This window comes from Pseudanabaena cinerea FACHB-1277, from assembly GCF_014696345.1.
Taxonomy (GTDB): Bacteria; Cyanobacteriota; Cyanobacteriia; order Pseudanabaenales; family Pseudanabaenaceae; genus Pseudanabaena; species Pseudanabaena cinerea.
In genome coordinates this window covers 150,262-169,041 of record NZ_JACJPY010000001.1, presented here as the reverse complement: position 1 = coordinate 169,041, position 18,780 = coordinate 150,262, and the positions used below count along the sequence as shown (strand labels likewise).

23 protein-coding genes are annotated in these 18,780 nt (G+C 41.8%); 13 read left to right on the top strand and 10 right to left on the bottom strand.

The genetic code is table 11. The features are described from left to right. Positions 1 to 65: 65 nt before the first annotated feature. The 4 genes from H6F44_RS00860 to H6F44_RS00845 all read right to left on the bottom strand — a co-directional run bounded on the left by H6F44_RS00860 (position 66) and on the right by H6F44_RS00845 (position 1,856). The gene (locus tag H6F44_RS00860; protein ID WP_190349015.1) at positions 66 to 407 is read right to left on the bottom strand and encodes a hypothetical protein; all 342 of its coding nucleotides are present in this window, start codon (positions 405 to 407) and stop codon (positions 66 to 68) included. Positions 408 to 774: 367 nt separating this feature from the next. After that, positions 775 to 1,041: a type II toxin-antitoxin system RelE family toxin gene (locus H6F44_RS00855; RefSeq protein WP_190349014.1), complete on the bottom strand. Its 267-nt coding sequence runs from the start codon at positions 1,039 to 1,041 to the stop codon at positions 775 to 777. A 2-nt stretch (positions 1,042 to 1,043) separates the two neighbouring features. Beyond that, positions 1,044 to 1,241 (bottom strand): hypothetical protein, encoded by a 198-nt coding sequence (locus H6F44_RS00850; protein WP_190349013.1) that lies wholly within the window; start codon positions 1,239 to 1,241, stop codon positions 1,044 to 1,046. Between the two features lie 156 nt (positions 1,242 to 1,397). Further along, the gene (locus tag H6F44_RS00845; protein ID WP_190349012.1) at positions 1,398 to 1,856 is read right to left on the bottom strand and encodes a DUF29 domain-containing protein; all 459 of its coding nucleotides are present in this window, start codon (positions 1,854 to 1,856) and stop codon (positions 1,398 to 1,400) included. Between the two features lie 905 nt (positions 1,857 to 2,761). Here H6F44_RS00845 and H6F44_RS00840 point away from each other — a divergent pair. From H6F44_RS00840 to H6F44_RS00825, 4 genes are all read left to right on the top strand, one after another. After that, entirely contained in the window at positions 2,762 to 4,078 is a 1,317-nt protein-coding gene (locus H6F44_RS00840) for an HNH endonuclease (protein ID WP_190349011.1), read from the top strand. A 51-nt stretch (positions 4,079 to 4,129) separates the two neighbouring features. Further along, entirely contained in the window at positions 4,130 to 4,699 is a 570-nt protein-coding gene (locus H6F44_RS00835) for a hypothetical protein (protein ID WP_190349010.1), read from the top strand. Positions 4,700 to 5,034: 335 nt separating this feature from the next. After that, the gene (locus H6F44_RS00830; RefSeq protein ID WP_190349009.1) at positions 5,035 to 5,286 is read left to right on the top strand and encodes a hypothetical protein; all 252 of its coding nucleotides are present in this window, start codon (positions 5,035 to 5,037) and stop codon (positions 5,284 to 5,286) included. A gap of 6 nt (positions 5,287 to 5,292) precedes the next feature. After that, a complete protein-coding gene (locus tag H6F44_RS00825; RefSeq protein WP_190349008.1) occupies positions 5,293 to 5,685 on the top strand; it encodes a type II toxin-antitoxin system VapC family toxin in 393 nt (130 codons plus the stop codon). A gap of 191 nt (positions 5,686 to 5,876) precedes the next feature. Here the strand turns inward: H6F44_RS00825 and H6F44_RS00820 are convergent, their stop codons facing one another. Continuing rightward, the gene (locus H6F44_RS00820; protein ID WP_190349007.1) at positions 5,877 to 6,401 is read right to left on the bottom strand and encodes a GNAT family N-acetyltransferase; all 525 of its coding nucleotides are present in this window, start codon (positions 6,399 to 6,401) and stop codon (positions 5,877 to 5,879) included. A gap of 6 nt (positions 6,402 to 6,407) precedes the next feature. After that, positions 6,408 to 6,674, bottom strand: coding sequence for a type II toxin -antitoxin system TacA 1-like antitoxin (locus H6F44_RS00815; RefSeq protein WP_190349006.1), 267 nt, complete (start codon positions 6,672 to 6,674; stop codon positions 6,408 to 6,410). Positions 6,675 to 6,919: 245 nt separating this feature from the next. On the opposite strand from H6F44_RS00815, the gene H6F44_RS23020 reads away from it, so the two are divergent. Then, positions 6,920 to 7,078 (top strand): type II toxin-antitoxin system Phd/YefM family antitoxin, encoded by a 159-nt coding sequence (locus H6F44_RS23020; RefSeq protein WP_242016375.1) that lies wholly within the window; start codon positions 6,920 to 6,922, stop codon positions 7,076 to 7,078. 164 nt (positions 7,079 to 7,242) lie between these two features. Beyond that, on the top strand, positions 7,243 to 8,127 hold the full coding sequence (locus H6F44_RS00805; protein WP_190349005.1) for a bestrophin family protein: 885 nt from the start codon (positions 7,243 to 7,245) through the stop codon (positions 8,125 to 8,127). Positions 8,128 to 8,185: 58 nt separating this feature from the next. On the opposite strand, the gene H6F44_RS00800 is transcribed toward H6F44_RS00805, so the two are convergent. The 3 genes from H6F44_RS00800 to bioF all read right to left on the bottom strand — a co-directional run bounded on the left by H6F44_RS00800 (position 8,186) and on the right by bioF (position 10,154). Then, positions 8,186 to 8,500 (bottom strand): HigA family addiction module antitoxin, encoded by a 315-nt coding sequence (locus H6F44_RS00800; protein ID WP_190349004.1) that lies wholly within the window; start codon positions 8,498 to 8,500, stop codon positions 8,186 to 8,188. A 10-nt stretch (positions 8,501 to 8,510) separates the two neighbouring features. Further along, positions 8,511 to 8,792 carry a type II toxin-antitoxin system RelE/ParE family toxin gene (locus tag H6F44_RS00795; protein WP_190349003.1) on the bottom strand — a complete coding sequence of 94 codons (282 nt, stop codon included), beginning with the start codon at positions 8,790 to 8,792 and terminating at the stop codon, positions 8,511 to 8,513. 195 nt (positions 8,793 to 8,987) lie between these two features. Next, positions 8,988 to 10,154: an 8-amino-7-oxononanoate synthase gene (bioF, locus tag H6F44_RS00790; protein WP_322096144.1), complete on the bottom strand. Its 1,167-nt coding sequence runs from the start codon at positions 10,152 to 10,154 to the stop codon at positions 8,988 to 8,990. A gap of 58 nt (positions 10,155 to 10,212) precedes the next feature. Between bioF and H6F44_RS00785 the strand changes: the two genes are divergently transcribed. Together H6F44_RS00785 and glmM are read left to right on the top strand one after the other, a co-directional pair. Further along, positions 10,213 to 11,100 (top strand): ferritin-like domain-containing protein, encoded by an 888-nt coding sequence (locus H6F44_RS00785; protein WP_190349002.1) that lies wholly within the window; start codon positions 10,213 to 10,215, stop codon positions 11,098 to 11,100. A gap of 304 nt (positions 11,101 to 11,404) precedes the next feature. Further along, entirely contained in the window at positions 11,405 to 12,775 is a 1,371-nt protein-coding gene (glmM, locus tag H6F44_RS00780; protein ID WP_190349001.1) for a phosphoglucosamine mutase, read from the top strand. 85 nt (positions 12,776 to 12,860) lie between these two features. Here the strand turns inward: glmM and H6F44_RS00775 are convergent, their stop codons facing one another. Then, a complete protein-coding gene (locus tag H6F44_RS00775; RefSeq protein WP_206754437.1) occupies positions 12,861 to 15,032 on the bottom strand; it encodes an NACHT domain-containing protein in 2,172 nt (723 codons plus the stop codon). Positions 15,033 to 15,495: 463 nt separating this feature from the next. On the opposite strand from H6F44_RS00775, the gene H6F44_RS00770 reads away from it, so the two are divergent. The 5 genes from H6F44_RS00770 (at position 15,496) to H6F44_RS00750 (ending at position 18,718) form a co-directional block, all read left to right on the top strand. Further along, positions 15,496 to 16,140, top strand: coding sequence for a PhnD/SsuA/transferrin family substrate-binding protein (locus H6F44_RS00770; protein WP_190348999.1), 645 nt, complete (start codon positions 15,496 to 15,498; stop codon positions 16,138 to 16,140). A 233-nt stretch (positions 16,141 to 16,373) separates the two neighbouring features. Then, complete coding sequence (locus H6F44_RS00765) at positions 16,374 to 16,931, top strand: protoglobin domain-containing protein (RefSeq protein ID WP_190348998.1); 558 nt, start codon at positions 16,374 to 16,376, stop codon at positions 16,929 to 16,931. Between the two features lie 111 nt (positions 16,932 to 17,042). After that, positions 17,043 to 17,531, top strand: coding sequence for a hypothetical protein (locus H6F44_RS00760; protein WP_242016374.1), 489 nt, complete (start codon positions 17,043 to 17,045; stop codon positions 17,529 to 17,531). Between the two features lie 100 nt (positions 17,532 to 17,631). Then, positions 17,632 to 18,003: a roadblock/LC7 domain-containing protein gene (locus tag H6F44_RS00755; protein ID WP_190348997.1), complete on the top strand. Its 372-nt coding sequence runs from the start codon at positions 17,632 to 17,634 to the stop codon at positions 18,001 to 18,003. A gap of 175 nt (positions 18,004 to 18,178) precedes the next feature. Next, positions 18,179 to 18,718, top strand: a complete 540-nt coding sequence (locus H6F44_RS00750) for a GTP-binding protein (protein ID WP_190348996.1) — start codon at positions 18,179 to 18,181, stop codon at positions 18,716 to 18,718. Positions 18,719 to 18,780 lie beyond the last annotated feature (62 nt).

The following is an 18,780-nucleotide window of genomic DNA, read 5'->3' as shown; positions in this document are numbered from 1 at the left end:
CAGGATTGACAGAAATTTCTGTTGTGCCTTGGTTGCTACTTTCGGTAATATGTCATTAATGCTATTCATTTGGTGCTTTGATTCATTACTTGCACCTTATCCGATGAATAGCTTTTTTGTTCCCCTTTTTTTATGTCCGAAGTATTGTTATATTCGGTGTCGTATTTGCGATCGTGCATAGGTGGTGGATCTAAAAGCTTAAATATTGGTGGGTCTTTCGGCAATCCAACAGCACCCTTATAAATATCTTTTTTCCCACTAATAGCAAAAATCTCAAAAGTTTCCCCATTGATCGAACATCTTGCAATACCAACATTTTTCGGAGTCAAGATGTTTTGCCCGAATGGTAAGTTATAACTTTTTCTGATTTCTGTAACCCGTTGCTCCCAATTTACTGTCCAATTCATATTTCTCAAGATTCACTAGCTGACATCCTACACATAACTTAGTTATATTTTTCTACAGCTAGTTTTGCTTTTTTAGCTATTGGCATGACATGATTCTGATCTAAACGATAGTTAGACCTCGATTAATCCCATATCTGCGATCGCCTTTACTGCACTTATTCAAATAGCGATTTAACTAAAATCTCATAAACCAAGCATTTGTTTAACATCATTTAAAGCGATCATCGCGGTTTTACTTTTAGCAAATAGCGATCGCCTTGTGATGTAGTTATTTGAGAGGCGATCGCTGTTTATGTGGGATGAATAGGCGATCGCCTTGTGATGTGATTATTTGAGAAGCGATCGCTGACGATTGTCTAAACTTAGCTTATGGGAAATAACGATAAACTTCCTTACGGTGCAAAATCCGAACAAAAGCTACAGTTTCTCCTTCTACAAATAACCCAATACGATAATCACCTACACGAATTCGATAAAAATCTTCATGTCCCTGAAGCAATTTAATATTGCGTATTTCTGGCAAAGCGTTTGCTAATTCCACCTCTTCAACAACTTTTTGAATGCGTTTCAGGACTTTGCCATCTTTAAGATTTTTTAAATCTTGCTTAAAAGTCTTACGAAATTCAACCTGCATACTTAACGCTCAAACAATTCAAATATTTCATCTCTTCCCACATTCTCACTATCTTTCCCCTCAGCGATCGCCTTTGCCATCGCTACATCTTCCATCGCCTCATAAAATAAATCTAGAATCCAGCTACGTTCTTGCATTAACAACTCATGCAAGGCTTCCTTAAGCAAAGGTTTTAGCTCTTCTAGCTGTAAATTTAACATAAATTATTTATTAAATCTCAATCTACATTTTTATCATAGACGAAATAACAGGGCGATCGCTCTTTAATTGATTTTTTTGAGAGGCGATCGCTGTTTATGTGGGATGAATAGGCGATCGCCTCGTGATGTGATTATTTGAGTGGCGATCTCTAGATGTTATAGTTCTTCCCAAAAATTAACCTTCAGAACATCCTCAATATTGCGACTAAATTGCCATGTAGTAGGAAAGTCTATATCAGGATAACCAATCTGAACTAGGTTTAGCGCACTGTCGAAAGCTTCATCAAAACATAGCAAGAAATGCTGCTTCAGGCTTGGGGACTGTTTGAGCAGTTGTTTAAGGTGATCTCGCTGGTTCGCGATCGTCACTTCCCACCCCCTAAAACAATCAGGCAAATCAACATGGCGACGCTTCAGGATATGTTCGATTAACCTTTTTAGCCTGTTAATCACCTCTCTTCTGTCTCTACCCGCCAAACCTTCTAACTCCTCTATCAGATTCTCAATATCGAGAGATTTTAAATCACCTGTCTTTAACTGCGTGATCGCTCTTTCCAGCCACAGATTCAAATCTTGGTCATAAAGTGATACTTTTTCTGCAATTGCTTGAGTCATTGGGTTCGCTCCTGCGATCACTCATCTCAACTTATTATAATCTCAAAATTAACTATAAACTATAAGCGATCGCCTTTACTGCACTTAGTTCAAATAGCGATTGAACTAAAATCTCATAAACCAAGCAACTGTTTAACATCATTTAAGGCGATCGCAGGTTGATTGTATTCCTCTTGTTTAGCGGCTCGCAAATCTTGTAAATCTTGAAAGTCTTCAGCTAAATCATTTTCCATTAAATGACTTGCCGAAGGGCTTGATATATGGAGTCAGGTAACATGATTTCTTCTCCGTCTAGACCGACTAGGCGTTATATGGGTATGGTGTCTGGCTCAGGTGCAAAGACAGAATCTGGTAGGTCGTTCAATATCTAAATATTTGAAGATTGCTGATGTTGAGATGGGTTGATTTTTTGAAGTAAGTGTAATAAGTGTAAATATACTATATGCCAATAAGAGCGATCGCCTCTTTAATCTCTGTGCAAGTAAAAGGCGATCGCTAATTTATTACGAGCGTCAAATTGATATTGACAATTGAGCTTTAAAGTGTGATGATCAAAATAACAAAACCCGCCAAGGCTATGCGAAAGTACCCTGAAACTGTGCGGGTTCCTTAGTATATAGAGATACTTTTTGTATTAATTAATGGCACGCGATTTTCCTAAGCCTGCTAAGACGTTTGAAGAGCAGGTGCGATTGCTTCAGTCAAGGGGAATGATCATATTTGCGATCGCATCTTCTCAAGTTACTTTCTGAGCAGCCAGAGAGATTAGTTGCTATGGGTTTTCCTGTTGATTGGCAGCAGATGGGTATTTGGCAAGATGTCGTATAGCGCGATCGCTTCTTTAATCTCTGTGAAAGTAAAGGGTGATCGCAATAAACCACAAAAAACACAAAAGGAAAAATCTAATGGCTATCATCCATCCAAGCACTGTCAACGAAATAGAATTTGATAAACAAGATATAGAGGTGTTCAAAATCCCTGATGTTAAAGAACGCATTGCTGCACTTCAGAACCATTTCTTCCCTCGATTAGAGCTACTTGTAAAAGACAGCGTAGAACTTATAAAAGGAATTTATGGGGTTGTTCCTTATGAAAGAATGACCGATGTTTATACACCAAGCAATAGAACTAATGCAGCTACAAACAAGTTACATGGACTCGTCCATGTGGGTTTATCTGGCAAACGTAGAAGTTCAAAAAAAGATCAACCTCTTGCAATAAAAAACGCTAGTGGGAAGCAAATATATATTCATCCTGCCTATCTTACTTTTGATGTCTTATCACAGGGGTGTATTAGGGTCGTCTTCCAACCTTTTTCAACATCAGTTGAGCCAAGCTTTGTCTCTAAAGTTAGGCAAGAAATGCAGTCCAATATTGAGATGATCAATACACTTTTTTCAGATTTTGAAATTTATTACAATTCAAATATTGCTGAAAATTCTGATGATTTTTATAAACTAATTGATACAAAGCGCTTCGGTCTCCCCGATGGTAAAGATATACACAGCCTCTATTTTTGCACTGGTGCTTACTTTTTTCCTGCTAATTTTGAAAATGAATTATGGAATCTTAAACTAGCATTTGTTTGTCTATACCCATTATTAGATCTATTTATATCGATTGGAGATGGTAGAGAACCTCGCCTTGCTGAAATGCTTAATAAATTTAACGAGTGGATCTCCGAAAATCAAGATGAGACTGAAGGGCTAGATGAATATACGGATCAATTAATTAATTTACCTGTAGAAAGCTTAGAAGAAATTGCAATCGACAGAGAAAATATTGAGTCTAAATTAGATTTTAATCCAGAAAATTTAACAGATGCTAGAGAGCGCACTAACAGAGCGATCGTTCAGCGTCAAGGACAGCCAAAATTTCGTTCTGACTTATTAAAAGCCTATGGTGGGAAATGTGCGATTACTGACTGTGATGCAGAATCAGCGCTAGAAGCAGCGCATATATTTTCCTATCTTGGCGCTGACACAAATCACGTTACCAATGGTTTGCTACTTCGTGCTGATATCCATACCCTGTTTGATCTTTACCTGATTTCGATTGATCCAGATACTAGCAAAGTTGTTGTTTCATCTAGCCTACTTAATACCTGTTACAAAGAGCTAAACGGCAAACCATTAAAATCTCCAAGAGATTATGCTAGTCCGTCACCTGAAGCGATCGCCAGTCATTATGAAAAATTTTCGCGTAACCAAAATAATTCATAGACAGCCAACCTAACTTCATGATAAAAAGGAAAGGTATTTATAGATTTTTTTATGAAACATAGATATTTTGCACTTGGATTTGTTGCGATCGCTAGCTCTGTCATGATTTCTTGCGCTAGTAAACCTAGTCAGCCTAAATACCCAATATCTGATGCACAAGAAGTTTTCAACGCATTTACAGAAATTGACGCTAGTACAAGTGTAGGTATTAACTTCAGTAAATATACCGATAAAGTCATTGCCATCAAAACTGCTCTAGAAAAATATAAGAGTTCTGGCAAAGCAAAGCCAGAAGTATTACCACTGTTTGAGAAAGCACTAGATGGTCATATCGCTGGTGTCAGCTACTGGCAATGTGGTATTAAACACTCATCAGAATCAGATGTTTTGGCAATGTGGCGGTGTCAGGACAAAGAATTTAAAAACCTGATTTCTATATACCCTTCTATCGCAGAAAAGAAAGATGTAAAGGCGGCGATTGAGGAAAACAAAGTGAAAGGGGATAGTAGTTTTATTACTAGGGGATTTGAACAACAAGGAGTGCTAACTGTGATTTGGCTGAATGCAAAACTCCCAGTATTAGAAGCCCAAAAGGTATTTCTTGAAGACGTTAAGCAGTAACAAAATACCCACAAAAAGCAACCCGCCCGAATTTGGGTGAGGTGCTTTTTTTATTTACAAAGTCCAACATAGTTAAACTTCGATTAATCCCATATGTGCGATCGCCTTTGCCGCACTTATTCAAATAGCTATTTAGCTAAAATCTCATAAACCAAGTAATTGTTTCACATCATTTAAAGTGATCATCGCGTTTTTACTTTTAGCAAATAGCGATCGCCTTGTGATTTGATTATTTGAGAGGCGATCGCTGTTTATGTGGGATGAATAGGCGATCGCCCCAAACCATTTCAGACAGTTATGTTAATCTAGCAATAAGTTACTGGTAGGGTAAAACTATGAAATTACAAATTCAAGGCATTAAATCAGGGCAAACGATTCAACTGCTAGATATAGTTAATATTCCTGATGGAACAGTATTTCTGGAAATTGAAGCAGACAAACCTAAAGATAAAAGCGCAAAACTAGCAAGACTAAATCGTATATTCGGCGCATGGCGTAACCAGCAAGACATTGATCTAATATTTGCGGATATTGACACACAACGCCATCGTGACTATGGCAGAAAAATCGACTCCTTTGATTTCTAATTATCCATGTACTTACTTGACACCAACATCTGTATTGCACTACTAAAAGGCAATCCCCAAGTTATTTCATCTTTTAATGCCTATGCTGATGAATGCTATATTTCCACGATTAATGTTGCTGAACTTTATAAGGGAGTTTACTGCTCACAGCGAATAGAACAGAACCTTGCATCACTTGAGCTTTTTCTCCAAGATATGTCAATTGTCAGTTTCGATCTATTAGCTGCCGAAGAATTTGGCAAAATCCAAGCAGAACTTAGACAAATCGGTAAACCCACAGGCGAACTAGATACCATGATTGCTGCTATAGCCCGATCGCGTCATGATCGAGTAGTTACGAATAACACAAAGGATTTCATCAATATTTCTGGTCTAGGTTTAGAAAATTGGATCGTTTAGCGATCGCCTTTACTGCACTTATTCAAATAGCAATTTAGCTAAAATCTCATAAACTGAGCATTTGTTTAACATCATTTAAAGCGATCGCGGTTTTACTTTTGGCAAATAGCGATCGCCTTGTAATTTGATTATTTGAGAAGCGATCGCTATTTATGTGGGATGGATAGGCGATCGCAGTGACTAAAAACTAATTACCGTAAAGCCTCTCTGACGGTTTCGATAGGCAGATAAACAGACAAAGTTTCATCAAAGGGAATAAACCCACATTTCTGAATATAGTAACCCTGCTTAATCTGGTTACTAGGATCGATACGAATCCCGCAAACACCAATATTTTTAGCAGTCTCAAGGATTCTCAAAAAAGCATCTCGCATCAAAGCTTGACCTATGCCTTTACCCTGACAACTTTTACATACTGCCAACTTGCCGATTAAAACTACAGGGCTGGGGTAATCAGGTAGCTTAGCCTCTTTGCGAAATAATTCTGGGAGATCGATCAAGCTGGCACTGAGAGTGTAATAACCTAAAACTTGCAAATCATCAGTGATCGCTACAAAAGTTTTTGCACATCCTGACTGATCATTTGTTAAAGCATATCGCTTGAAATAAATCGCTAACTCCTGCTCATCAGCAGCATTACCACAATCAAACGATAACTTTCTTAAACTGCTTTTAGTGAATCCACTCTCAGTCAAAGGCTTAATTACATAGCTCATGAACTATTAAAGTGATCCGCCTTTTAACAGGGCAATTAAAGCACTCGATGGTTTAGGAGGATTAACCATCATTTCCACAAACTTTTGCGCGTCATTTTCAGACAGCACTAATACTTGATTGTCATAAAAGGCTTTCTCAAAGCTTTGAGACTGTAATGACTCTCTAGCAAGCCTAGAATTTCCAAAACCACGCATAAGACGTTTCCGCACCGAAAAACTCAATGCAGACCTAAAAACTTTGCGATTTACCTGTAAAGGAATCTGAACCTTCATTATTTTGCCCTGCCTTAACTCGCTCTAATGCTTTTGCAGTAACACAATTTTTACACACATCGCTGTTAAATAGGTAGATAAAAATAAATTAGGCGATCGCGGTTTTACTTTTGGCAAATAGCGATCGCAGGTTGATTTGTTTTTTGAGAGGCGATCGCTGTTTATGGAATGAGATAGCGATCGCTGATTTAGGTAAAAGCTATAATCGTTAACAATCTAGCAAGCAATAGCAGATCGACAACTTTATGAACGCAATTTCTTATGTTGATGCACAGAGCAACTTGGCAAAAATGATCGATCAAGTATGCGATCATCATGACCCTCTGATCATTACACGCCATCAACAACCATCGGCAGTACTTCTATCTCTTGAAGATTACGAATCTCTCACCGAGACAGCTTAACTCTTAAAGAGTCGTAATAATGCTAAGCGAATTTTTGAGGCGATCGCCGAATTAGAATCTGGCGGCGGTACTATGCGGGAGCTAATCGAGTGAAGATACTTTTCTCAGAACGTGCTTGGGAAGATTATATTTTATGATATTAACTTAGATTTTAAAATTCCCCTATGACTTTGCAATGGTTTGAGTTTGCTTTTAAGGTAAAAGGCTCAGTCGCACCGATCATCTTACCCAGAGTTCTAATTTTTACAGGATTTGCCGTAGCAGTCTCTATATTTCATCATTACGAACCACAGGTATCTCTCAAAGTATTAGGAGATCTGACCAATAATGTCGTCTTTAATTTAGTCTTAGGTTTGCTCCTAGTATTTCGCACAAATACCGCCTACGATCGCTACTGGGAAGGACGCAAAGCATGGGGAACCTTGGTAGTAAATATCCGTAATCTATCGAGAATAATGCAAATTGCGATCGCCACCTCAGAAGGTGAAATCCAGCAGCAAAAAGAGCAAGCAATTAAATATCTCAATGCCTTCGCGATCGCCACAAAACGCCATCTTCGCAGCGAAGCGATCGAAAGCGACCTTGATGAAATCTTGTCAACAGAGGATCTGGCTAAATTGCGAAATGTCAAACATATGCCCTTAGAATTATCACTTTGGTTAAGTGATTATCTGCACAAACAATTTCAAAGCGATCGGATTGACAGTAATTATTTTATCTCAATGAATGACTCGATTAATGCTTTGATTGAAGGCTTAACTGGCTGCGAACGGATTCTCCGCACTCCATTACCTCTCGCCTATTGTGTTTATCTAAAACGATTAATACTAATTTACTGTATCGGTTTGCCATTCCGTCTGGCGATAGAACTTGATTGGCTATCGGCGATCGCGGTTGGCTTAGTAAGCTTTATCCTTTTAGGCGTAGAACAAATTGGCAATGAAATCGAAAATCCCTTTGGACATGATGCCAATGATTTACCAATTGACGCATTGTGCGAAAGCATAACAACCAATGTTGAACAAACACTTACCTATCAAGCCAAGTAATCCTAGTCTGGGTCTTCTGGGCTTGAGGGATAAACTGTATAGTAATGATACGATAAAATCAAGCAATTTGTTCTGAAATACGCGGCTGAATTCGTTGAATAATATCATCACGGTTAGGCAGTGTTTTTAGATCATAAATCGCTTGAAGATTTAGCCAAGAAGCCGCATCGCCACCAAAAAAACGCGCTAATCTTTCCGCAGTATCAGCACTAATAGAACGACGTTCCTTAACAATTTCGTGAATACGAGATGGAGGAACATTTAAAGCTAAAGCTAAAGCATTGACACTCATATTAAGAGGAACAAGAAAATCTTCTCGCAAAATCTCGCCTGGGTGAACGGGACGCATTTGATTAATTGGGCGATTAGTCATAGTTATTTATTTATGAGTGATAATCAACAATTTCAACATCAGTAGGAGCATTATTTGTCCAGACAAAACATAATCGAAACTGGGAATTAATCCGAATACTATATTGTCCTTTTCTGTCGCCTTTTAACGCTTCAAGTTGGTTGCCTGGTGGAGAGCGCAGGAATTCTAAGGTTTGGGCGGCATCCAACTGAGTCAACTTCCGAATTGCACTATCTTTGAAAGCACGAAAACGGGATGGATCACCTCCCTCAAACAGCGATCGCGTATGTTTGCATCGGAAAGATTGAATCATATTCAAATACTATTCCGTTTCGCGTAATGTGTCAATTTCCTTAACACATTACGCGAAAGCATAACAACTAATGTTGAACAAACACTTACCTATCAAGCCAAGTAATCCTAAAACCCAGAATAATTTTTGAAAGCGGCGCGAAGCGCCGCTTTCAAAAATTATTCTGTACTACATTAATGCCTTAATAGGCTGTAACTATACTGCTTGTAAACATTGCAGCAAAAACTGGATTTGGGCTTGGGTGTGGCTTGCCATGAGGGTGATGCGGATGCGCGGTGTAGGGACGGTGGGCGGACGGATTGCAGGGGCAAAAATGCCATTTTTGCGTAGGTTTGCGGCGACTTGCAAAGTTTGGGGAATATCGCCCACCTCGATCGCCAAGATTGGTGAATCGTCAGCGATCGCCTGTATGCCTAAATTTTGTAAGCCCTGTTTAAAAAATTCCACATTTTGCCAAAGGCGATCGCGTAGTTGCGGCTCAGTGCGGATGATCTCAATGGCGGCGATCGCGGCTCCTGTATCCGCAGGGGAGAGGGCAGTTGTATAGATCCAAGTGGCGGCGCGATTGCGTAGATAATCGATCAGTTTTGCCGAACCTGCCACATAGCCGCCCAAACTGCCCAAAGCCTTGCTGAGAGTCCCCACCTGAATTAAATCTTGCTGAATGCCTAGCGCTTGGGTCAAACCGCCGCCGCGATCGCCAAATACACCCGTGCCATGGGCTTCATCCACCAGTACCATGCAGTCGTGGGTCTGTGCCAAATCCATAATCTCCCGCAAGGATGCAAGGTCGCCATCCATGCTAAATACGCTGTCGGTGATGATGAGGCAGCGCCGATATTTTGCGCGATTTTCCTGCAATTTGGCAGTGAGATCCGTTAGATCTAAATGTCGGTAGTCGATCGCCGTCGCACCACTGAGCAAGCTGCCTTTTTTCAAACAGGAATGATTATATTCATCGCCTAAAATCAAATCCCGCGCTCCTGCGATCGCCGCAATTGTCCCCAAATTTGCCAAATATCCAGAGCTAAATACTAGAGCCGCTTCTGTATTTTTGAGATCGGCGATCGCGGTTTCTAACTGCCCATGTAAAGCCAAATGCCCAGACACCAAGCGCGATCCTGTTGCACCCGTGCCATAGATTTCTGTGGCAGCTATGGCGGCATCGATCAAGCGGCGATCGCCCGCTAAACCGAGATAATTATTGCTGGCAAACATCAACATTTCCCGACCATCGACAATGGCAGTGGTTGCCGCCTTGCTGCTGACGGTTTGCGTAGAGCGATACCAATTGGCTTTGTGGATTGAGGCTAGAGCGCGATCGAGCCAATCGTAGGGCGTAGATATGGGCGTTGTCTTCACACTTCTTTACAAGTCAGTCTAGAATTTAATTGTGTTTATATTATCTAGGTTTTAAAAAATGACTGTTGCCTATCCCCATAAATTTCGTGGTCAACTCAGTGCTGAAGACATTCTCGATAATGTCGTGCGTCAGCGTAAAGCACATATGGATACCCTCAACCGCTATCGCTTTAGCGAACAGCGCAGTTGTAAAGATTTGACTGGACTAATTGAATTTCTTGATGGCAAGCCCCGTGATTTGATTCAAGATCTATCCCATCACGTTGCCGATGAAGCCCGCCATGCTGCTTGGTTAACGGATTTGCTCTATGAACTTGGAGAAGAGATCAATACGCCATCTGGCAATTTGTATATTGACGAATTGAACCGCCTGAGTAAGTACCAACCCTCTACCGATACCGAAGACCTGGTGATTGATTTCTTAGCGGCAATCAATGTTTCGGAAAAGCGGGGCTGTGAATATTTTGCCGCCCATATTCGCTGTCTCAAGAAGGTGGAGCAGACTGCTGAAAACATCAAGATTCGCGAAACCATTGAGAAAATCCTCCCCGAAGAGGCTGGTCATGTGCGCTGGGGCAATCGCAAGCTGGCAGAAATTGCTAAAAAAAGTGAGGCTCATCATGCCAAGGTTGAGGCAGCTAAGCGTAAATATGTGGCGATCGAGCAAGCTGCCTTTGAGTCTGGCATGGATGTGTTGGCAGGTGCAGAGGTGCGCCGCCTCGAAAACCTGTTAAAGATTGCCGATACCTTGCCACTGTGGGAACGTCCGCAATATCTCTTGGATCAACTGCCTCAAACTCTATTTTCCGCCGAATTGCAGAAGACAAGGATTGACATTTTCAAGAAAGCTTGGGAGAAAGATCCAGCAACTTTTGTGGAAAAATTTATTCCCATGTTCTTTAATAGCGACTTGAAAGCATCTGCTGGTAAAGCAGCCAGTCATTAATTTAGGGCTAATGCAAAAGTCTCTCTGGCTACGTTCTAAGGTTTAGATCCCCCCCCAGCCCCCCTTTTTAAGGGGGGAGATTTTCTTCTTCCTCCTTAAAAAGGGGGATTGAGGGGGAGCATTAGTAACTCACGATATAGCTGATAACTTGTGTGTACAAAGCAGACAATGCCGCGAGGGGCTAAAGTAGTTTTTGCATAAGTCCTAGAATTTTTTAAAGCACGGCTGAGCCGTGACTCTAAAGACTGCTCGCTAAAGCGATGGAGTCTGGCAAATATTCTCTATGGTGTGAGAAGGTATATTTATGAAATTGTTTGGTACAGATGGTATTCGTGGTCATGTTGGCAACTTTTTGACCGCACCCCTAGCCCTTGAAGTGGGCATTAGCGCAGGCAGAATTTTGAAAGAACAGTTAGCGGCATCGGACGATCGCGCTAAGGTAATTGCCATCGGTCAGGACTCGCGCCGATCAGGGGATATGCTCTCATCGGCGATCGCCGCAGGTTTGACCGCCGCAGGTTGGGATGTGTGGCATATTGGGCTATGCCCCACCCCTGCCGTGGCGTTTCTGGCTGCCAATTCACCCGAAATTTTTGGTGGTGTAATGATTTCCGCCAGTCATAATCCCCCTGAAGACAATGGCATTAAGTTTTTCGATCGCCACGGCACGAAGCTATGCAGTGATACACAGGCGGCGATCGAAGCTTTGCTAGAATCTCGCACCGATGGGAACCACAGCGTTCATGCGCCAATATGGGGCAAATATCACGAGAAAGCTGATTTAATTGCTGAATACCAACAATCCTTGCAGTCATCGATCGCTATAGATTTGACGGGCTTAAAAATTGTCCTCGATCTCGCCCATGGTTCCGCCATCCGCGTATCCTTAGAAGTATTTCAGAATTTGGGCGCGGAAGTAATTTGCTTGCACCAAGAACCAGACGGCGATCGCATCAATGTCAACTGCGGCTCCACGCATCTAGAACCATTGCGAGCTGCGGTAAAACTCCATAACGCCGATATGGGCTTTGCCTTTGATGGCGATGCCGATCGCGTATTGGCGGTTGATAGCAATGGGCGGGTGGTGGATGGCGATTATATTTTGTATCTATGGGGTCAAGAATTACTGGATAACCACCAACTGCCGCAGAGCGCGATCGTCACAACGGTAATGGCAAATCTTGGTTTTGAGAGGGCATGGCAAAAATTGGGCGGTAAATTTGTGCGGACTGCCGTTGGCGATCAATATGTCCATGCGGAAATGGTGCGATCGGGGGCAATGCTAGGCGGCGAACAGTCGGGTCATGTGCTGTGCCGCCACTATGCCATCAGTGGCGATGGATTGTTGGCAGCCATCCATCTAGCGGCGCTGGTCAAGCAAAAAGCACCCCTAGCCGAACTCATGGATCAAAGCTTTCACCCCTATCCGCAACTGCTCAAAAATGTACGGGTCGAAGATCGGGAACTGCGCCGCAATTGGCAAGCCTGTGATGCCATTGTCCAAGCGATCGCCCTAGCGGAACAGGATCTAGGCGATCGGGGCAGAATCTTAGTACGAGCCTCTGGCACTGAGCCATTAATGCGGGTAATGGTGGAGGCAGAGACTTTAGATCTGGCAACCCATTGGACAGATAACCTGACGGGGTTAATTGAGGAGCAATTGGTCAAAAACTAAAAGCCTGTTTGAGAAGTGTTTAACCTTGTATTGCTTTGTGCTGTGTTGACAGCGCGAAGCACCGCTTCCCCTATTGCTCCAGAACTCAATTAAGCGCAAAGCGCTGTAACATTCTTGATTCGATTTCTTGCCATGTTTTTGTAGATACAGCGATCGCCATATCCTTACACTGCACCATTAGCAGATTGGCATAGAGATAACTTTCCAAAGATTCTACCTCTTGATAGGAAATTTGATTTAGCTCCACAGGCAAATGTAACGACTTCAACCAAATCTTACTGATTTCATTACGGAATGCCTCATGAACCTCATAGGGCTGATCATGGCTAGGAACTTGGAATTCTAAAAACTTCAAATTATTACTGAGGGACACAAAATCAATATATTGACGATCAAAACAGAGCGGGGAGAGCGCTTGTTCTAGATGCTGACAAAGCTGAGTCGCTAAATTTAGTTCAGTTTTACTATCAAAGTCTAAAGCTTGGGCAAGACTAAGAGATAAATCTGCGGCAAAGATCTGCTCAAACGAGATGTTAGTCTCTAAAGTCTTGTGCAACTCATTAGCCACACTGAGCATCCTAGTCAAAATCAGTGCAGAGGCAAGCTGTGCGGTAAAGCGCGGTCTTGCAATAAATAAGGTTGCGATTCTTTTGGTCACGCTTTTGAAGTTATTGGAGGTATGGGTTGAAACTTGGTCAACCCAATCTAAAATATCGCGCAGTTTAGCCGTATTGATATAGTTAGCGGCTTGAGCCTCGATCGCTAGTAAGAGAGTTTCGGGGTTGCCTAACATCATCCCTGCCAGGATCAAGAAAACCTGTTGCCAACGTCGATCGCTTAGATAGATGGGAACAATCTGGGCTGTTTTTTGGTGATAGTACACATAGCGAGCCGTAAAATATTCTTGAAAAGTAATATGACTAAAAACGAGGCTAGACACACCTATGGGCGAATCCAATACATTCCGAATCTGACATACTCCCACCTGTTGCAACACTCTCAGCGCAAAGTCCACATCTAAGTTCTGGAGGCTAGGCTTACAATTTGTCAAAACGATGCGTAAGCGCTCCATTACCTCCTCTAAACTTAGCACCGTCTGATTTAGTTCAAAGCTGGTATAGGCAACCTCTATTAGAAATATTTCCAGAATATCAGTATTAATAATATTGCGATCGGGATGATCAAGAGATTGACATTTAAGTACCTGCTCTTCGAGAACTAAATGAATAGCTTGTTGGTATAAGCCACTAACATGGCTCGGAAAACTATAGCGGCGATCGCACAGCAAACATAGCAGCGATAGACATAGGGGCGAATTTGCCAAATCCCTTGCAACCCGATTATGCTGCAAAATCTCCCAACAGCGCTGCGCCTCCTCAGACACATGATCAGCTTGAGGATTTTGACCATCTTGAGCATCTCTGAGAGCAAACCATTTGTGAATATATTCTTGAATCAATAAATCGCTCCAAGGATGCAAATCTACCTCTAAGAACTGTCCTAAACTATTCTGATAGGAAACCAAGCGGCTAGAAACTATATAGCGATTAAGAGGATATTTCTTAACGAAGGTTTGCAGATGTTTAGAAATATATTTCTGCGGTAAAGCACTTTCATTTAGCCCGTCAATGAGAATTAATAACTTACCTTGACTGAGCAACCACTGAGTTATATCCATTGGATTTAGGAAGCCAGCACGTTCAAATTCCTCAGCGATCGCTCCCAACAAAGTATCCCTACTACAATCCAAACGACAAAACTTCCACATAGGCACAAACACAGGCAACAGATCATGTTTATATTTGCCATTGGGATAACGCAAAGCTTCCCACCCGATATACTTCAAAAAAGTGGTCTTGCCATTGGCGGGATATCCCAATACCATCAGATAGGATTCTTCATTAGCAATATTTATCCCGACAAGATTGTTCCCTTTACTATGATTACTCCTTTGCAAGTCCTGCGAAAAAGCCTCCTCCAACTCATCCACCGATTCAAAATTCCGAATTGCTGTATGAGCTTGAAACCTCTGAGGGGTATAAATAGAGGCGATCGTTGATAACTTACGACTACCAAATATTTGAATAAATCCATGGGCTTTAACATAATTCTTCGCATAAACGCTAGCTGCCCTCACCACAAGCTGTTCAAAATCAGAACGATTAATCTCAACTCCCCGATTTTGAGCATCTTCAATAAAACCCAATAGAGCCGTTTCAAACCTCTTGACAATTTCCTGAACACCTTGTTTTTTCATCGTCTCAACATTCATTGCTTTCGTAAGCCTCTTAAAATCAATACTTAAAACCGATGTGTACCTTAATTTGGCGGGAGAGAGGGGTAGGTGGGAGTTCCATGCAAAATCGGTTAATAAACTTATATTTCGTTTAAAGCAATATACATTCTATTGGGTCTACAATTTAGCTATAGGTTAAATAGTATTACAGCAATTACCGATCAAATGTGCCATGACCATAAATTTAAAAGCATAAATTTAAAAGCATAAATTTAAAAGCATAAATTTAAATTGCTACTTCACGCCGCATTCAAATTTATTTCAAATTTATGCTGGATTTGATTTTGATTGCAAAGCATTGCAGCGCTTTTTGCTTACTTAAAACCCAGAGAATTTTTGGCAAGACGCGCTCCGTGATCCTTATAAGAAATTCTCCGTACTACAGAAAACCTCAATAGACTGAATACATACTAGTTGAGTGGCTATGATTAAACTAAATTTGATGATTTGCCCCCATGATACAGCCAAAAATCCTGAAAAATGGTTTCGTTTTGTGCAATATCTCAACTTTAACCTTGACTTTACTGTCCACCTTGCTATTGCTCTAGACTTCAAAGAATTCCACGATCGCCTATCCACAGCCGACCTAGTATATGCTAACCCTGCGGATGGCGTAAGTCTTGCCCAAAAACATCAGTTTATTCCCATCGTTCGTTCTACCAATCTTTATGATGAAGTAGTATTTATCGCTAGTCCTAATCTTAACAACCCTTCATTACTTTCCTATCAAGGCGCTAAAGTAGCGACCGTCAACAGCATGGTTACTAAATTAGCGACCTCAATTCTCCATCGCCAAAATATCATGCCGAGTGAGCTAGTCAATAAAGACTCTTGGTTAGGTGTGATCCATGCTGTCGCAAAGAACGAGGCAAGCTTAGGATTTGTTTACAAAGATACCTACGATGAACTATCTCCCCAAACTAAGGAGATGGTTACAGCGATCGCTAGCTCTACAGAACATCAAGCGTTTCACGCATTGTACCTCCATCCTAAAACTGGGGATCGCGCTCAGGCTATATCATCTATCCTTCAAAAATGCACCTTGATCCCAAAGGACAGGAAGTCCTGAAGGAACTAAAAATTGAAGCTTGGGAAGCAATCTCCACAGACACATTGCAATCTCTCTTTGCGATCGCGGCTTAAAATTTACGCTTCATAGCTGATTGGCTGAAGTCTATATAGAATATATAAAGTTTCCTATAGAAATTGAATTACAAAGGTCGATCAGATCTAAACTTAGAACAGATAATCAAATATCTCAACAAATCTCAATTTCTATCTGATACATAATCTGGAGGATTTATGTCTCTTGATCCGCAGTCTTTTATGGCAACAATGATCCAACGCATCGACTTTTCTGAATCAGACAGAAGCTTACTTAAGGCTAATGCGGCATGGGGGGAATCGATCGCATTAGCAATGGCGGAAGTCTTCTACAGTTACTTAGCTCGTGATGCAGAGATGAGCGCGATCCTAAATGCCAAAGAGGGCAGGATGCACCGCTTAAATGAAACCTTCATTGAGTGGTTTGGCGAAATGTTTACAGGCATGGATGGTTGGGGGAGTGCCTATGCCGCAAGGCGCTGGCGTATTGGTCTAGTTCATGTCCAAATTGGCATTGGACCTCAGCACGTTGTCCCCGCAATGGCAACCGTTGTTAACGAAGTGGGTAAACAACTAAAGTCTGCTGGGCTTGATGGCGATCTTCGGGACGCTTTAGGAAGAATTTGCATGATTGACCTTGCTTTCATTGAGCAAGCTTATGTGGAAGTATCCTCACAAGCAGTTTTGCGAGAAACGGGATGGACTGAAGGGCTATTCAAACGCATGATCGCCACAGGGGCTTCTAGCATGAAATAAAGCAATTAGTTTTAGATTGCTTACTAATGCTTTCAGTCAAGAGATATTTGATAACAATCTAAAAATAAATAGCTAATTGAATCTGGAAATCAGACATTATTAGGAGCCGTTATGGTTATTACTATGGGTACAGCCAATCAAATGCGGGCAGAATTAGGGGACTTCAGCAGTATCGTCTGTTTTAAATCGCTGATTATTGGTGCCGAAGAAGCTTTGGGCGAGAAGGCTGCTGCTATCACTATGATCGCGGCTGGCCGCAATCGTGGTCGCCAAATTGCTGAGCAACTGAATATTAAAGGTAGTAATGCCTCTTCGGAAGAACTCGTAACCTTGTTGCAAGAAGCTCTGGGCAAGAATGGAACTCGGCTTTGCATTGTTGATAAAATCGAACGCACCGACGAATCAATTTCTGTATATTGTCGGGAGACGGTCTGCTCTGCTGGTGAGCCGCAAGGTTCGGGTCGTAAGCTAACCTTTACGCTTGGTGCAGTACAAGGTTGCTTAGAGTCTGTTTTCAATTTGCGACTGCGTGGCAAGCAAGTTGCTTCTGTTTTGACTGGAAATGCCTATGATGTGATTCAGTTTGATGTGATTAAGTAATCTATGCATCATTGAATCACTGCATCGCCGATTTTGTGTCTGCATATAGCGGAATCAAAGTCAAACAAATCAAAGTATCTAGATTATTTGGAGTGAAGTCATGAGTATTAATGTTGCCAAGCTAGAATCTATTTTGCAAAATCTGGTTACTAGCACCAGTGATGTCCAAGGTGCAGCCCTTGTCTCTCCTGATGGATTGCCTCTTGCCTCCACCCTGCCCAGTGGCATGGACGAAGAACGGGTATCGGCTATGTCTGCCGCCATGCTCTCCCTTGGTGAGCGCATCGGTAATGAACTTGCCAGGGGTGAGATTGATCGCCTGTATGTAGAAGGAGACAAGGGCTATGGCATCTTGACTAGTTGTGGCGAAGAGGCAGTGCTGCTGGTGTTAGCGAGCAAGGCAGCAAAGCAAGGGGTGCTGATGCTAGAAATTAAGCGCGTGGTTGGGGATCTCAAAATTGCTCTTGGCTAGGAGCGGTTTGCCATTAAGAGATAGGGAGTAGCGCGGGCATCCTGCCCGCTTTTTAGCAAGAGATGACTAAGGCATGATCAAGATGTGATCAAAATACGAGCAAGATATGCCAGTCAACTAGGCTTTGCTCTCGCTCTCAAGCTAATAGTGTTTTAAAAGAAAGGATTACAACTTTATGGAAATCATGCGCCTAGTGGTCGCGGGAACAGTTGGTGCAGGAAAATCAACCTTTATTCGGACTGTGAGTGAAATTGAAGTAGTTGATACCGATCGCCGCGCCACTGATGAAACCGCAGAGATCAAGCACAAAACAACGGTAGCGATGGATTTCGGAAGACTTACCTTTGGTCCAAATATGGCTCTGCATATCTATGGCACACCAGGACAACAGCGATTTGACTTTATGTGGGATATTTTAATTCGCAAGGCCCATGCATTTGTATTGCTGGTTGCAGCCCACCGCCCTCATGAATTTCGTTATGCTAGACGCATTTTGAGCTTTATGAATCGGAGGGTGCAAATTCCTTATATTATTGGGATTACGCATATGGACTGTGAGGGGGCTTGGTCAAGTGAAAATATTAAATTAGCCTTGGGTTTTGTTGAAGAACATAATCAGCCGCCTGTGGTGGTGCTAAATGCTGAGGATCGCAACACTGTGGTTCAGGCTATTGTGACTCTCGTGCAATACTATATGTCTAAAGAAGCTTCATAGTTTCAAAGTTGTTTAAGATCACTGACCGACTTTTTATTGGCAATTACCGATCAATCTTGACA

Bases quoted from the DNA above. Each gene is read 5' to 3' on its own strand.
- H6F44_RS00830 (WP_190349009.1), top strand. From the start codon at position 5,035: ATGAAATTACAAATTCAAGGCATTAAATCAGGGCAAACGATTCAACTG.
- H6F44_RS00760 (WP_242016374.1), top strand. From the start codon at position 17,043: ATGGTTATTACTATGGGTACAGCCAATCAAATGCGGGCAGAATTAGGG.
- H6F44_RS00825 (WP_190349008.1), top strand. From the start codon at position 5,293: ATGTACTTACTTGACACCAACATCTGTATTGCACTACTAAAAGGCAAT.
- H6F44_RS00840 (WP_190349011.1), top strand. From the start codon at position 2,762: ATGGCTATCATCCATCCAAGCACTGTCAACGAAATAGAATTTGATAAA.
- H6F44_RS00805 (WP_190349005.1), top strand. From the start codon at position 7,243: ATGACTTTGCAATGGTTTGAGTTTGCTTTTAAGGTAAAAGGCTCAGTC.
- H6F44_RS00785 (WP_190349002.1), top strand. From the start codon at position 10,213: ATGACTGTTGCCTATCCCCATAAATTTCGTGGTCAACTCAGTGCTGAA.
- H6F44_RS00800 (WP_190349004.1), bottom strand. From the start codon at position 8,500: ATGACTAATCGCCCAATTAATCAAATGCGTCCCGTTCACCCAGGCGAG.
- H6F44_RS00820 (WP_190349007.1), bottom strand. From the start codon at position 6,401: ATGAGCTATGTAATTAAGCCTTTGACTGAGAGTGGATTCACTAAAAGC.
- H6F44_RS00845 (WP_190349012.1), bottom strand. From the start codon at position 1,856: ATGACTCAAGCAATTGCAGAAAAAGTATCACTTTATGACCAAGATTTG.
- H6F44_RS23020 (WP_242016375.1), top strand. From the start codon at position 6,920: ATGAACGCAATTTCTTATGTTGATGCACAGAGCAACTTGGCAAAAATG.
- H6F44_RS00755 (WP_190348997.1), top strand. From the start codon at position 17,632: ATGAGTATTAATGTTGCCAAGCTAGAATCTATTTTGCAAAATCTGGTT.
- H6F44_RS00815 (WP_190349006.1), bottom strand. From the start codon at position 6,674: ATGAAGGTTCAGATTCCTTTACAGGTAAATCGCAAAGTTTTTAGGTCT.
- H6F44_RS00765 (WP_190348998.1), top strand. From the start codon at position 16,374: ATGTCTCTTGATCCGCAGTCTTTTATGGCAACAATGATCCAACGCATC.
- H6F44_RS00860 (WP_190349015.1), bottom strand. From the start codon at position 407: ATGAATTGGACAGTAAATTGGGAGCAACGGGTTACAGAAATCAGAAAA.
- glmM (WP_190349001.1), top strand. From the start codon at position 11,405: ATGAAATTGTTTGGTACAGATGGTATTCGTGGTCATGTTGGCAACTTT.
- H6F44_RS00775 (WP_206754437.1), bottom strand. From the start codon at position 15,032: ATGAAAAAACAAGGTGTTCAGGAAATTGTCAAGAGGTTTGAAACGGCT.
- H6F44_RS00850 (WP_190349013.1), bottom strand. From the start codon at position 1,241: ATGTTAAATTTACAGCTAGAAGAGCTAAAACCTTTGCTTAAGGAAGCC.
- H6F44_RS00835 (WP_190349010.1), top strand. From the start codon at position 4,130: ATGAAACATAGATATTTTGCACTTGGATTTGTTGCGATCGCTAGCTCT.
- H6F44_RS00795 (WP_190349003.1), bottom strand. From the start codon at position 8,792: ATGATTCAATCTTTCCGATGCAAACATACGCGATCGCTGTTTGAGGGA.
- H6F44_RS00855 (WP_190349014.1), bottom strand. From the start codon at position 1,041: ATGCAGGTTGAATTTCGTAAGACTTTTAAGCAAGATTTAAAAAATCTT.
- H6F44_RS00770 (WP_190348999.1), top strand. From the start codon at position 15,496: ATGATTAAACTAAATTTGATGATTTGCCCCCATGATACAGCCAAAAAT.
- H6F44_RS00750 (WP_190348996.1), top strand. From the start codon at position 18,179: ATGGAAATCATGCGCCTAGTGGTCGCGGGAACAGTTGGTGCAGGAAAA.